Consider the following 14341-nt stretch of genomic DNA (forward strand, 5'->3'; position numbering starts at 1 on the left):
TGGGATTCATTCAGACTGCGATCGCACGCAGCAATTCGGTTTCGAGCTGGATCTGCAGGCGGTTGTCGGACAGGCCGGCACCCGCGAGCAGGAAGATGTCTTCGACGCGCTCGCCGAGCGTATTGATCCGCGCCGCGTGGACGCCGATCCGATGTTCGGCGAGTACGCGCGCGATCGAATAGAGAAGGCCCGGCCGGTCGTTGGCCGACACGGACAGGATGTAGTACTGACCGCGCTCGTCGGCCCGCAGGTCGACGCGCGGCGTGATCGGAAACGTCCGGGACAGCCTCGACAGGCGGCCCTTCGACGGCTCCGGCAGCGTGGCGGTTTCGGCGAGCCGCGTCGCGAGCTGCTGCTCGACGAGATTCGCGATGTCGCGGTAGCGCACGTCGCGTTCGGTCTGCGTGACGATGAAGTTGTCGAGCGCATAGCCGTGCCGCGTCGTGCTGACGCGCGCATCGAGCACCGACAGCCCGTTGCGGTCGAAATACGCGCAGATGCCCGCGAACAGGTCGGGGCGGTCCTTCACGTACACGAGCACCTGCAGCGCGTCGCCGATCGGCGACGGCCGCGCGCGGACGATCGCGGTTTCGGCGTTCACGTGCCGGTACAGCACGCGCGTCTGCCACGCGATGTCGGCCGCGTCGTGACGCAGGAAGAAGCCGACGTCGAGCTGATCCCACAACGCGCGGTGCGCATCGTCGGGCACGGTTTCGAGGCGCAGCAGCGCGAGCGCCTGCTCCTGCCGCGATTTCAGTTCCGAATGCGCGTCGGGGTTCGCGCCGCCGAGCACCGCGAGCGTGATGCGGTACAGATCCTCGAGCAGCTTGCCCTTCCACGTGTTCCACACCTTCGGGCTCGTGCCGCGGATATCGGCGACGGTCAGCAGGTAGAGCGCGGTCAGATACCGTTCGTTGCCGACGACTTCGGCGAAGCGCTTGATGACTTCGGGGTCGCTCGTGTCCTGCTTCTGCGCGACCTGGCTCATCGTCAGGTGATGCTGGACGAGCCACACGATCAGCGCGGCGTCTTCGGCGTCGATCCCGTGCTCGCGGCAGAAGCGCCGCGCGTCGGCCATCCCGAGCGTCGAGTGATCGCCGCCGCGGCCCTTCGCGATGTCGTGGAACAACGCCGCGACATACAGCACCCACGGGCGCTCGAAGTTGCCGATCAGCTGGCTGCAGAACGGATACTCGTGCGCATGCTCGGCCACCGCGAAGCGGCGGAGGTTGCGCAGCACCATCAGGATGTGCTGGTCGACCGTGTACACGTGGTACAGGTCGTGCTGCATCTGGCCGACGATGCGACGGAAGTTCAGCAGGTAGCGGCCGAGCACGCTCGTCTGGTTCATCAGCCGGAACGCGTGCGTGATGCCTTCGGGCTGCTGCAGGATCCGCATGAACGTGGCGCGGTTCTGCGGATCGCGGCGCCACGCGTTGTTCATGATTTCGCGCGAGTTGTACAGCGCACGCAGCGTGCGGGCGGACAGGCCCTTCACGCCGCGCGTCGTTTCGTACAGCAGGAACGCTTCGAGGATCGCGTCGGGATGGCGTTCGAACACGCCGTCGTCGACGATCTCGAGCATCCCCTGTTTCTCGACGAAGCGATCGGCCGACAGCACGCGCGTGATGCCGCTCGTCGCGGGGAACAACTGCGCCTCGATGTTCTGGATCAGGATCGTGGCGAGCTGCGTGACGGCTTTCGCGGCCCAGTAGTAGCGGCGCATCAGTTGCTCGCTCGCGCGCTTGGCCTGCGTCGGCTGGTAGCCGAAGCTCTCGGCGGCCTGCGTCTGCAGGTCGAACACGAGCATGTCCTGGCGGCGCCCGGCGATCACGTGCAGCCGCGCGCGCAGCGTCTTCAGGAAGCCTTCGTTGCGGCGCAGCTCGCGCGCTTCGCGGTCGGTGATGAGGCCGCGCGTGTCGAGTTCGCGCCAGCTGCTGCCGAAGCCGGCCGCGCGCGCGATCCACAGGATCGTCTGCAGGTCGCGCAGCCCGCCCGGGCTTTCCTTCACGTTCGGTTCGAGGCTGTACGGCGTATCCTGGCACTTCGCGTGGCGCTGGCGCATCTCGAGCACCTTCGCGGTGAAGAATGCGCGGGCGTCGAGCGCTTCGTGATAGCGCACGGTGAAGCGCTCGAACAGCGCGGTGCTGCCGACGATGCGGCGCGCTTCCAGCAGCGAGGTCTGCACCGTCACGTCCTGCGACGCCTCCTCGATGCACTGCGCGACCGTGCGCACGCTGCTGCCGATCTCGAGGCCGAGATCCCAGGCCATGCCGATGAAGCGCTCGATGCGCGCATCGAGCGCCGCGTCGTGCGCATCGGGCAGCAACACGAGGATGTCGACGTCGGAATAGGGCGCGAGCTCGCCGCGCCCGTAGCCGCCGACGGCGACGAGCGCGAGCGTCGCGGGCAGCCCGCAATCGTCCCACACGCGCTTCAACGCGTCGTCGGTGAGTTTCGACAGCGCGTGCATCAGCGACGCGACGTTCGCCGCGCGGCGAAAGCGCTCGAGCATCGCCGTCTTGGCGGCCTTGAATTCGGCGCGCCGCGACAGCGCTTCGGGCGAGGGGGCAGCGTGAGCGCTCATGGGCGACCGATCAGGTGCGGGGTGGGGCGGGCTGGCGCGACGGCGCTCAGACGGCGGCGGCCGGTTGCGCGAACACCGGGCGCGCGGGCGTGCCGGCCGACACGGTCAGCACTTCGTAGCCGGTTTCGGTGACGAGCACCGTGTGCTCCCACTGCGCGGACAGGCTGCGGTCGCGCGTCTTGACCGTCCACTGGTCGGGCATCGTGCGGATGTCGCGCTTGCCGGCGTTGATCATCGGCTCGATCGTGAAGATCATCCCGGCCTTCAGCTCGATGCCGGTGCCCGGGCGGCCGTAGTGGACGACCTGCGGATCCTCGTGGAACACCGTGCCGATGCCGTGGCCGCAGTATTCGCGCACGACGCTGTAGCCCTGCGCTTCCGCGTGCTTCTGGATCGCGTAGCCGATGTCGCCGAGGTGCGCGCCGGGCTTGACCTGGTCGATGCCGAGCCACATGCATTCGTAGGTGGTCTGCACGAGGCGCTTCGCGAGGATCGAGCCCTCGCCGACGATGAACATTCGGCTGGTGTCGCCGAAATAGCCGTTCTTGATCACGGTGATGTCGATGTTCAGCGCGTCGCCGTTCTTGATCACCTTCTCGCCGGGAATGCCGTGACAGATCACGTCGTTGACCGAAATGCAGGTGGCCTTCGGGTACGGCGGATAGCCGGGCGGCTGATAGTTCAGCGGGGCGGGGATCGTGCCTTGCTCGTTGAGCATGAACTCGTGGCAGAGGCGGTCGAGTTCGGCGGTCGTGACGCCCGCGACGACGTGCGGCGTGATGAAGTCGAGCACTTCGCTGGCGAGACGGCAGGCGACGCGCATCTGAGCGATATCGTGTTCGTTTTTGAGCGTAATAGCCATCGAGGTATGCCTGGAATGCGGTGAATTAACGGATTATCGCACCTTATGGCGGGCCTCGCAGCCCCTGCGGGCCGCGCGGATGCGGGTTTTCGAGGATTGTCCGGCCCGCTGCCGCGCGGCAAGCGAAAGTGCCGCGCGACTTGAGAGCCGACAAATCCGCGTGCTATACTCTTTGGCTAAGTCGACATCCAAATTTGCCGTCGTGCCCCGTTTTGGGGTGGCATCGCGGAGAAAGGCTTACGGCACGGGCGTTTTGCACGTGCCGAATCGCAAGCCGGCGCAACCAGGGTGCCGTCCGTGCGGAATCCCCGCCCTTCAAGGCGGGTTCGCGCGGCGGTACGGCAGCCGGCTTAAGACCCAACCCTCGTGGAGAATTTACATGGCAGTTACGATGCGCCAAATGCTGGAAGCGGGTGTCCACTTCGGTCACCAGACGCGCTTCTGGAACCCGAAGATGGCTCCGTTCATTTTCGGTCACCGCAACAAGATTCACATCATCAACCTCGAAAAGACGCTGCCGATGTTCACGGACGCACAGAAGTACGTGCGCCAGCTGGCAGCGAACCGCGGCACGATCCTGTTCGTCGGCACGAAGCGCCAGTCGCGTGACACGATCGCCCAGGAAGCGCAACGTGCGGGCATGCCGTACGTCAACGCGCGCTGGCTCGGCGGCATGATGACCAACTTCAAGACGCTGAAGGTATCGATCAAGCGCCTGAAGGACATGGAAGCGGCCGTCGAATCGGGCGAAACCGAGAAGATGAGCAAGAAGGAAGCGCTGCTGTTCGAACGCGAAATCGCCAAGCTGCAGAAGTCGATCGGCGGCGTGAAGGACATGGGCGGCATTCCGGACGCGATCTTCGTCATCGACGTCGGCTACCACAAGATTGCCGTCACGGAAGCGAACAAGCTGGGCGTGCCGGTCATCGCCGTGGTCGATACGAACCACTCGCCGGAAGGTGTGGATTACGTGATCCCGGGTAACGACGACTCGAGCAAGGCAGTCGCGCTGTACGCCGAAGGCGTGGCCGACGCGATCCTCGAAGGCCGTGCGAACGCGGTCAACGAAGTGGTCCAGGCCGCACGCGGCGACGACGAATACGTCGAGGAAAACGCGTAACTGGCCCCGAGCCGGCGCAAAAAGGGGGCTCTCAACAGGCCCCCTTTTTTTAAGCTTGTGCGCCGGACCTGATCGCGCCGAATCGGCGCGGGTCCGGAAACGAATCTCGGCCGTTCGCGTCCAAGCGGGCGGCGTTGTGAATACAGACTCAAGGAGCGAATGATGGCGGCAATTACCGCAAGCATGGTGGCAGAACTGCGCGCGAAGACCGACGCACCGATGATGGAATGCAAGAAGGCGCTGACGGAAGCCGACGGCGATCTGGCCAAGGCTGAAGAACTGCTGCGCGTCAAACTCGGCAACAAGGCGAGCAAGGCCGCATCGCGCGTGACGGCGGAAGGCGTCGTCGCATCGTTCGTCGGCGGCAACGCAGGCGCGCTGGTCGAACTGAACTGCGAAACCGACTTCGTCGCGAAGAACGACGACTTCCTCGCGTTCTCGAAGACGGTCGCGGAACTCGTCGCGACGCAGAACCCGGCCGACGTGGCCGCGCTGTCGGCGCTGCCGCTCGAAGGCTCGACGGTCGACGCAGTGCGTCTCGCGCTGATCGGCAAGATCGGCGAGAACGTGTCGATCCGCCGTTTCGTCCGTTTCGAAACCGCGAACAAGATCGCGACGTACCTGCACGGCGCGCGTATCGGCGTGATCGTCGAGTACACGGGCGCGGAAGAGCAGGTCGGCAAGGACGTCGCGATGCACATCGCCGCGATGAAGCCGGTCGCGCTGTCGTCGGCCGACGTGCCGGCGGAACTGATCGACACGGAACGCCGCGTCGCCGAGCAGAAGGCTGCCGAGTCGGGCAAGCCGGCTGAAATCGTCGCGAAGATGGTCGACGGCAGCGTCCAGAAGTACCTGAAGGAAGTGTCGCTGCTGAACCAGACGTTCGTGAAGAACGACAAGCAGACGATCGAGCAGATGCTGAAGGCGGCGAATGCGGCAGTGCAGAAGTTCGCGCTGTTCGTCGTCGGCGAAGGCATCGAGAAGCGCCAGGACGACTTCGCCGCCGAAGTGGCCGCGCAAGTCGCAGCAGCCAAGCAGCAGTAAGCAGTCAGCAGTACCCGCGGCGGGCGTCCGCTCCGCCGCGGCCGGCGGCGCCGCCGGCCGGCCGGGAACCCCGGTCCGGTCGTCGGCGCTTGCCCGAATCAGTATTTCGCCCCTACAGTTCGTGGTTGTCATCCTCTCGTCGCTCGGAAGCCCCTATGTCCAATGCCTATAAACGCGTCCTCCTCAAACTCTCCGGCGAAGCGCTGATGGGCGACGATGCCTTCGGCATCAATCGCGCGACGATCGAACGGATGGTGGCCGATATCGCCGAAGTCGTGCGTCTCGGGACGCAGCTCGCGGTCGTGATCGGTGGCGGTAACATTTTCCGCGGCGTCGCGGGCGGCGCGGCCGGCATGGACCGCGCGACGGCCGACTACATGGGGATGCTGGCGACGATGATGAACGCGCTGGCGCTGCAGGACGCGATGCGCCACGCCGGCATCGAGGCGCGCGTGCAGTCCGCGCTGCGCATGGACCAGGTCGTCGAGCCGTACATCCGGCCCCGCGCGATCCGCCAGCTCGAGGAAGGCCGCGTCGTGATCTTCGCGGCCGGCACCGGCAACCCGTTCTTCACGACGGATACGGCCGCCGCGCTGCGCGGCTCGGAAGTGGGCGCGGAAGTCGTGCTGAAGGCGACCAAGGTCGATGGCGTATATTCTGCCGATCCGAAGAAGGATCCGTCGGCCACGCGCTACACGACGATCAGCTTCGACGAGGCGATCAGCCGCAACCTGCAGGTGATGGACGCGACGGCGTTTGCGCTGTGCCGCGACCAGAAGCTGCCGATTCGCGTGTTTTCGATCAACAAGCCGGGCGCGCTCAAGCGCATCGTGCTGGGCGAGGACGAAGGTACGCTCGTCCACGTGTAAACTCCCGCGGATGCGGGCGAACGGCGCGGGTTGCCGGCCGCGGCGCGCGACATGCGCCGGGTGGGGCTCGCGTTCTTTGAAGGTTTGAAGGTTCGGAGGTTGAAATGAGTGTCGCTGATGTGAAGAAGGGCGTCGAGCAAAAGATGCAGCGCTCGATCGAAGCGTTCAAGAACGATCTGGCCAAGATCCGTACGGGCCGTGCACACACCGGTCTGCTCGATCACGTGCAGGTCGACTACTACGGCTCGATGGTGCCGATCTCGCAGGTCGCGAACCTGACGCTCGTCGACGCGCGCACGATCGGCGTGCAGCCGTGGGAAAAGAACATGGTCGCGAAGGTCGAGAAGGCCATCCGCGAAGCCGATCTGGGCCTGAACCCGGCGACGGCCGGCGACCTGATCCGCGTGCCGATGCCCGCGCTGACGGAAGAGCGCCGCCGCGAGCTGACCAAGGTCGTGAAGAGCGAAGGCGAAACGGCCAAGGTCGCGATCCGCAACCTGCGCCGCGACGCGAACGAAGCGCTGAAGAAGCTCGTGAAGGACAAGGAAATCTCGGAAGACGACGAGCGCCGTGCGAGCGACGACGTGCAGAAGCTGACCGACAAGCACGTCGCCGAAGTCGACAAGCTCGTGCAGAGCAAGGAAGCCGAGATCATGACGGTCTGACGACCGTCCTCGCGCGCCGCCTTCTTCCCGCATTACTGTCTCAACGGCCATGACCTATACCAGCTCTACCGTTCGCGTGCCTGACGTCGGCGTCGTGCCGCGTCACATCGCGATCATCATGGACGGCAACGGCCGTTGGGCGACCGAACGCCGCTTGCCGCGCGTCGCGGGGCATACCCGCGGCGTCGATGCCGTGCGGGCGGTGGTCGAAGGCTGCGCGCGCGCCGGCGTCGAATACCTGACGCTGTTTGCGTTCAGTTCGGAAAACTGGCGCCGGCCGAACGACGAAGTGTCGTTCCTGATGCGGCTGTTCATCACCGCGCTCGAGCGCGAAGTGGGCAAGCTGCATGCGAACGGGATCCGCCTGCGCGTCGTCGGCGATCTCGACCGTTTCGAGCCGCGCATCCGCGAGCTGATTCGCCGCGCCGAAACCAAGACTGCGCGCAATACCCGTCTGACGCTCACCATCGCGGCCAACTACGGCGGCCGGTGGGACATCCTGCAGGCGACGAAGAAACTCGTCGAGCAGGCCGTGCGCGAAGGTCGCGAGGTCGAAGTGACCGAGGACGCATTCGCGCCGCACCTGGCAATGGCGTACGCGCCGGAGCCCGATCTCTTCATCCGCACCGGCGGCGAGCAGCGCGTCAGCAACTTCCTGCTGTGGCAGCTCGCGTACGCCGAATTCTATTTCACCGACAAGTACTGGCCGGATTTCGACGGCGCGGCACTGGCCGACGCGCTGGCGTCGTATACCGAGCGCGAGCGCCGTTTCGGGCGCACGAGTGCGCAGCTCGAACCGCAATCGCAGAACGCCGACTCCCTTTCATGCTGAAAACCCGGGTGATCACGGCGATCGTGATGCTGGCGGTGCTGCTGCCGGTGACGCTGTTCGCGCCGCTCGCCGGGTTCGGTGCGCTGATCGGCGTCGTGCTCGTGTTCGCCGCGTGGGAGTGGGCGCGCCTGCTGAAGCTCGGGGGCGCCGCGCCGATCGTCTATGCGGGCGTCGCGGCGCTCGCGCTCGCGGCCACCGCGCCGCTCGGCGTCGATGCGGCTTCGTCCCGTCCCCTTTTCATGGCAGCTGGCGTGTTCTGGCTGCTGGTCGGCCCGTTCGCGCTGCGGCGCAAGCCCACGCTCGCGGGCGGCATCTGGCGGCCGTTCCTGCTGGCCGCCGGCCTCGTCGTGTTCGCCGCCTGCTGGCACGCGCTCGTCGCCGCCCGCGCGCAGGGTGTGCCGTTCGTGCTGTCGCTGCTTCTGGTCGTCTGGCTGGCCGATATCGGCGCATACTTCGCGGGCAAGGCCTTCGGAAAGCGTAAACTGGCCATCACGATCAGCCCCGGCAAGAGCTGGGAAGGCGCGATCGGCGGCTGGTTCGCGGTGATGGTCGTCGGCGGCGTCGCGATGGCCGTGCACGCATTCGAACCGACCCTGTTTTCTGCATTCGCCGCGCGCTACGGGATGCCCGGCGCGTGGGCCGCGCTGACGCTGCTCGTCGCGTACAGCGTGATCGGCGACCTGTTCGAGTCGCTGCTGAAGCGGCAGGCGGGCGTGAAGGATTCGAGCGGACTGCTGCCGGGCCACGGCGGCGTGCTCGATCGTGTCGACGCGCTGCTGCCGGTGCTGCCGCTCGCGATGCTGCTGCTTGGTTAAACCATTAATTCTGTTATGCAAAAACGTCTGACATTGCTCGGTTCCACGGGCTCGATCGGAGACAGCACGCTCGACGTGGTCGCGCGCCATCCCGAGCGCTTCTCGGTCTACGCGCTGACCGCGCACCGCAACGGCGACAAGCTCGTCGAGCAGTGTCTGCGCTTCGCGCCCGAAGTGGCGGTGGTCGGCGATGCCGCGACGGCCGCGCACGTCGACGCGAAACTGCGCGCGGCGGGCAGCAAGACGGTCGTGCTGCACGGGCCGCAGGCGCTCGTCGACGTGTCGAAGAGCGACGGCTGCGACACGGTGGTCGCGGCGATCGTCGGCGCGGCCGGCCTTGCGCCGAGCCTGGCGGCTGCACGCGCCGGCAAGCGGATCCTGCTCGCGAACAAGGAAGCGCTCGTGATGTCGGGCGCGATCTTCATGGACGCCGTGCGCGACCATGGCGCGATCCTGCTGCCGGTCGACAGCGAACACAACGCGATCTTCCAGTGCATGCCGCGCGACGCGGCCGAGCACGGCGGGATCTCGAAGATCATCCTGACCGCATCAGGCGGCCCGTTCCGCACGCGCGAGCCGGCGACGCTCGTCGACGTGACGCCGGACGAGGCGTGCAAGCACCCGAACTGGGTGATGGGCCGCAAGATTTCGGTCGATTCCGCGACGATGATGAACAAGGGCCTCGAGGTGATCGAGGCGCACTGGATCTTCGGGCTGCCGGGCGACCGGATCGACGTGCTGATCCATCCGCAGAGCGTGATCCATTCGCTCGTGTCGTACCGTGACGGCTCGGTGCTCGCGCAGCTCGGCAACCCCGACATGCGCACGCCGATCGCCCACGCGCTCGCGTTCCCCGAGCGCGTCGACGCGGGTGTCGACCAGCTCGACCTCGCGCAGATCGCCCAGCTGTCGTTCGAGAAGCCCGATTACGCGCGCTTCCCGTGCCTCGCGCTCGCGCTGAAGGCGCTCGAGGAAGGCGGTATCGCGAGCGCCGCATTGAACGCGGCGAACGAAGTGGCGGTCGAAGCCTTTCTCGAGCGCCGGATCGGCTTCATGGCGATCGCGGCGACGGTCGACGCGGTGCTCAACGCGCTGCCGAACCGCGCGCCCGACGGGCTCGACGACGTCCTCGCGGCGGATGCCGAGGCGCGCCGCCTCGCCGCCGCGATCATTGCAAAAGCGCCTGCGCCACGCGTGGAGCGTACGGTCTGAATGAGGTGCTCATGAACGTGCTGGTCGAACTGGTCGCGTTTGCGGTGGCGATCGGCGTACTGGTCGTCGTGCATGAGTACGGACACTATCGCGTCGCGCGCTGGTGCGGCGTGAAGGTGCTGCGTTTCTCGATCGGCTTCGGCCAGCCCGTCGCGCGCTGGGTCAGCCGCAGGACGGGCACCGAGTGGACGCTGTCCGCGCTGCCGCTCGGCGGCTACGTGAAGATGCTCGACGAGCGCGATCCGGGCCCGGGCGGCATTCCGACCGACGAGCTCGGCCAGGCATTCAACCGCCAGTCGGTCTACAAGCGCATCGCGATCGTCGCGGCCGGGCCGATTGCGAACTTCCTGCTGGCAATCGCACTGTTTTCCGTCGTATTCGCGACCGGCGTGACCGAGCCGGCCGCGATCGTCGCGTCGCCGGCCGCCGGCACGGCGGCCGCCCGTGCAGGCTTCGACGGCAGCGAGACGGTCGTGTCGATCCGCAACGTGCGCGTAGGCGATGCGCAGGGCGGCGAGTCCGAGCCGGTGCGATCGTGGTCGGACCTGCGCTGGAAGCTGCTGTCGGCCGCGTTCGACCATCGCGAGGTCGTGCTCGGCGCGCGCGACGGCAATGCGACGTTCGATTTCCGCGTCGATCTCCGCAACGTCCCCGACAGCCAGCTCGACGATGACTTCATGGCCCATCTGGGCTTCGAGGCCGGCGGCGGCACGTTGTCGGTCGCGTCGGTGCAGCCGGGCAGCGCGGCGGAGCAGGCCGGCCTGAAGGTCGGCGACAAGCTGGTCGCGCTCGACGGCAAGCCGATCGGCGGCGCGTCGCGCTTCATCGACGCGGTGAAGCACCATGCGGGCCAGCCGCTCGCGCTGCGGATCGAGCGCAGCGGCGCCGCGCAGACGGTGTCGATCGTGCCGCAGATGCAGCGCGACGACGAATCGGGGCAGCAGGTCGGCCGGATCGGCGCGGCGCTGTCGATGCACGCGCCGTCGGTGGACGTGCGTTACGGGCCGATCGAGAGCCTGCGGCTCGGCGCGCACCGTACGTGGGATATTTCCGTGTATTCGCTGAAGATGTTCGGGCGGATGATCACGGGCAACGCGTCGCTGAAGAACCTGTCCGGCCCGGTGACGATCGCCGACTACGCAGGCAAGAGCGCGCGGCTCGGTCCGTCGGCGTTCCTGTCGTTCCTCGCCCTTGTCAGCATTAGCCTTGGCGTCCTGAACTTGTTGCCGATTCCCGTTTTGGACGGGGGGCATCTGTTATATTATGCGGTTGAAGCCGCGACCGGGAAAGCCGTCTCGGAGCGCTGGCAGCTGATTCTGCAAAGAGCCGGGTTGATCTGCATCGTCGCGTTGTCGGCGATCGCGCTGTTCAACGATCTGGCTCGGTTAATCCATTTCTGAAGCGTCAGGCGGCGGCCGCGGGTCAGCCGCCTGATTTGATGCAGCTAAATATTGGGGATGCATGTTGTTCAAACCTCATCGCTTTGTACCTAAGACAGTTGCAGCGGCCGCGCTCGCCGCGCACGGCCTCGCGGCGCATGCAGCGGCACCGTTCGTGGTGCAAGACATCAAGATCGAGGGGCTGCAGCGCGTCGAAGCGGGTTCGGTGTTCGCCTATCTGCCGATCAAGCAGGGCGATACCTTCACGGACGACAAGGCATCCGAAGCAATCCGCGCGTTGTACGCGACGGGCTTTTTCAACGACGTGCGCATCGCCACGCAGGGCAACGTCGTGATCGTGCAGGTGCAGGAGCGTCCGGCCATCGCGTCGATCGACTTCACCGGCACGAAGGAATTCGACAAGGACAACCTGACGAAGGCGCTGCGCGCGGTCGGCCTGGCCGACGGCCGCTACTACGACAAGGCGCTCGTCGACAAGGCGGAGCAGGAGCTCAAGCGCCAGTACCTGACGCGCGGCTTCTATGCGGCCGAGGTCAAGACGACGGTCACGCCGGTCGACGCGAACCGCGTGTCGATCCTGTTCGCGGTGGCCGAAGGCCCGAGCGCGAAGATCCGCCAGATCAACTTCATCGGCAACAAGGCGTTCAGCACCAGCACGCTGCGCGACGAGATGCAGCTGTCGACGCCGAACTGGTTCTCCTGGTACACGAAGAACGACCTGTACTCGAAGGAAAAGCTCACCGGCGACCTCGAGGCCGTGCGCTCGTACTACCTGAACCGCGGCTACCTCGAGTTCAACATCGAGTCGACCCAGGTGTCGATCTCGCCGGACAAGAAGGACATGTACCTGACGGTCACGCTGCACGAAGGCGAGCCGTACACGGTGTCGGGCATCAAGCTGTCGGGCAACCTGCTCGATCGCGAGGCCGAACTCAACAAGCTGATCAAGATCAAGCCGGGCGACCGCTTCTCGGCCGAAAAGCTGCAGCAGACCACCAAGTCGATCGTCGACAAGCTCGGCGAATACGGCTACGCATTCGCGACCGTCAACGCGCAGCCGGACATCGACCAGGCGAACCACAAGGTGAACCTGAACCTCGTCGTCGATCCGAGCCGCCGCGTGTACGTGCGCCGCATCAACGTGGTCGGCAACACGCGCACGCGCGACGAAGTGGTGCGCCGCGAAATGCGCCAGCTCGAAAGCTCGTGGTTCGACTCGAACCGCCTCGCGCTGTCGAAGGACCGCGTGAACCGCCTCGGCTACTTCACCAACGTCGACGTGACGACGGTGCCGGTCGAAGGCACGAACGACCAGGTCGACGTGAACGTGAAGGTCGACGAAAAGCCGACCGGCGCGATCACGCTGGGTGCCGGCTTCTCGTCGACGGACAAGGTCGTGCTGTCGGCCGGCGTGTCGCAGGACAACGTGTTCGGCTCCGGCACGAGCCTGTCGGTGAACGTCAACACCGCGAAGAGCTACCGCACGCTGACCGTCACGCAGGTCGACCCGTACTTCACGGTCGACGGCATCAAGCGGATCACGGACGTCTTCTACCGCACGTACCAGCCGCTCTACTATTCGACGAGTTCGAGCTTCCGGATCATCAGCGCGGGCGGCAACCTGAAGTTCGGCATTCCGTTCTCGGAAGTCGACACCGTTTACTTCGGCGCGGGCTTCGAGCAGAACCGCCTCGACGTCGATTCGAACACGCCGCAGAGCTACCAGGATTACGTGAACGAGTTCGGACGCGTATCGAACACGGTGCCGCTGACGGTCGCATGGTCGCGCGACGCGCGTGACAGCGCGCTGATTCCGAGCCGCGGCTACTTCACGCAGGCGAACATGGAGTACGGCGTGCCGGTAGGCAAGATCCAGTACTACAAGGCCGACCTGCAGGCGCAGTACTACTATTCGTTCTCGCGCGGCTTCATCCTGGGCCTGAACCTGCAAGGCGGCTACGGTAACGGTATCGGCAACCCGTACCCGATCTTCAAGAACTACTACGCGGGCGGTATCGGCTCCGTGCGGGGCTACGAGCCGAGCTCGCTGGGCCCGCGTGACACGAAGACGAACGACCCGATCGGCGGCTCGAAGATGCTGGTCGGCAACATCGAGCTGACGTTCCCGCTGCCGGGCACCGGCTACGACCGCACGCTGCGCGTGTTCACGTTCCTCGACGGCGGTAACGTATGGGGCAACGCGCCGGGCGGCACGAGTACGGGCGCCAACGGCCTGCGCTACGGCTACGGTGTGGGTCTCGCGTGGATCTCGCCGATCGGCCCGCTGAAGCTGAGCCTCGGCTTCCCGCTGCAGAAGCATGAAGGCGACCAGTACCAGAAATTCCAGTTCCAGATCGGGACGGCGTTCTGACCGAACGCATGACAACAGCAACGAGAGGGTAATTTTGCTAACCGGTAAGTTTTCGAAACGAGTGATGTGCGCGCTGACCGTTGCGCTGGCCTTGGGCGCGGCAACGGTGCACGCACAGGACGTCGCCCGCATCGCGGCGGTCAATTCGGATCGGATCCTGCGCGAGTCGGCGCCCGCGAAGGCGGCGCAGACGAAGCTCGAAGCCGAGTTCGCGAAGCGTGACAAGGATCTGCAGGACCTCGCGGCGCGCCTGAAGTCGATGTCCGATTCGCTCGACAAGAACGGCACGTCGCTGTCGGCGGCCGATCGTGCGCAGAAGCAGCGCGATCTCGCGCAGCTCGACACCGACTTCCAGCGCAAGCAGCGCGAGTTCCGCGAAGACCTGAACCAGCGTCGCAACGAAGAGCTGGCGGCTGTGCTGGAACGGGCGAACAAGGTCATCAAGCAGATCGCCGAGCAGCAGAATTACGACCTGATCGTGCAGGAAGCCGTGTACGTCAGCCCGCGCATCGACATCACCGACAAGGTGCTCAAGGCGCTCGCGTCCGGCTCGACGAACTGAAC

At 65.9% G+C, this 14341-nt stretch carries 12 protein-coding genes; 10 read left to right on the forward strand and 2 right to left on the reverse strand.

Going from position 1 to position 14341, the window contains the following annotated elements:
- Positions 1–10: 10 nt before the first annotated feature.
- Together J8I35_RS26460 and map are read right to left on the reverse strand one after the other, a co-directional pair.
- Entirely contained in the window at positions 11–2587 is a 2577-nt protein-coding gene (locus J8I35_RS26460) for a [protein-PII] uridylyltransferase (protein WP_124554704.1), read from the reverse strand.
- 46 nt (positions 2588–2633) lie between these two features.
- Positions 2634–3449, reverse strand: coding sequence for a type I methionyl aminopeptidase (map, locus tag J8I35_RS26465; protein WP_050012902.1), 816 nt, complete (start codon positions 3447–3449; stop codon positions 2634–2636).
- 379 nt (positions 3450–3828) lie between these two features.
- Here map and rpsB point away from each other — a divergent pair, with 379 nt between their 5' ends.
- The 10 genes from rpsB (at position 3829) to J8I35_RS26515 (ending at position 14339) form a co-directional block, all read left to right on the forward strand.
- Entirely contained in the window at positions 3829–4569 is a 741-nt protein-coding gene (gene rpsB, locus J8I35_RS26470; RefSeq protein WP_006758564.1) for a 30S ribosomal protein S2, read from the forward strand.
- A gap of 162 nt (positions 4570–4731) precedes the next feature.
- Entirely contained in the window at positions 4732–5613 is an 882-nt protein-coding gene (tsf, locus tag J8I35_RS26475; RefSeq protein ID WP_050012901.1) for a translation elongation factor Ts, read from the forward strand.
- A 155-nt stretch (positions 5614–5768) separates the two neighbouring features.
- Positions 5769–6482 (forward strand): UMP kinase, encoded by a 714-nt coding sequence (pyrH, locus tag J8I35_RS26480; RefSeq protein WP_006402648.1) that lies wholly within the window; start codon positions 5769–5771, stop codon positions 6480–6482.
- 104 nt (positions 6483–6586) lie between these two features.
- Positions 6587–7147, forward strand: a complete 561-nt coding sequence (gene frr / locus J8I35_RS26485) for a ribosome recycling factor (protein ID WP_006752152.1) — start codon at positions 6587–6589, stop codon at positions 7145–7147.
- Between the two features lie 49 nt (positions 7148–7196).
- Complete coding sequence (uppS, locus tag J8I35_RS26490) at positions 7197–7979, forward strand: polyprenyl diphosphate synthase (protein WP_034188847.1); 783 nt, start codon at positions 7197–7199, stop codon at positions 7977–7979.
- Positions 7973–8794, forward strand: coding sequence for a phosphatidate cytidylyltransferase (locus tag J8I35_RS26495; protein WP_050012900.1), 822 nt, complete (start codon positions 7973–7975; stop codon positions 8792–8794). Before uppS ends, J8I35_RS26495 begins: the two co-directional genes overlap by 7 nt.
- A gap of 15 nt (positions 8795–8809) precedes the next feature.
- The gene (locus tag J8I35_RS26500; protein WP_050012899.1) at positions 8810–10006 is read left to right on the forward strand and encodes a 1-deoxy-D-xylulose-5-phosphate reductoisomerase; all 1197 of its coding nucleotides are present in this window, start codon (positions 8810–8812) and stop codon (positions 10004–10006) included.
- An 11-nt stretch (positions 10007–10017) separates the two neighbouring features.
- Positions 10018–11406 carry an RIP metalloprotease RseP gene (gene rseP, locus J8I35_RS26505; protein ID WP_050012898.1) on the forward strand — a complete coding sequence of 463 codons (1389 nt, stop codon included), beginning with the start codon at positions 10018–10020 and terminating at the stop codon, positions 11404–11406.
- A gap of 61 nt (positions 11407–11467) precedes the next feature.
- Complete coding sequence (bamA, locus tag J8I35_RS26510) at positions 11468–13777, forward strand: outer membrane protein assembly factor BamA (protein WP_050012897.1); 2310 nt, start codon at positions 11468–11470, stop codon at positions 13775–13777.
- Between the two features lie 64 nt (positions 13778–13841).
- Positions 13842–14339 carry an OmpH family outer membrane protein gene (locus J8I35_RS26515; protein WP_048248617.1) on the forward strand — a complete coding sequence of 166 codons (498 nt, stop codon included), beginning with the start codon at positions 13842–13844 and terminating at the stop codon, positions 14337–14339.
- The last annotated feature ends 2 nt before the right edge of the window (positions 14340–14341 follow it).

This window comes from Burkholderia sp. CpTa8-5, from assembly GCF_017815045.1.
Classification (GTDB): Bacteria; Pseudomonadota; Gammaproteobacteria; order Burkholderiales; family Burkholderiaceae; genus Burkholderia; species Burkholderia sola.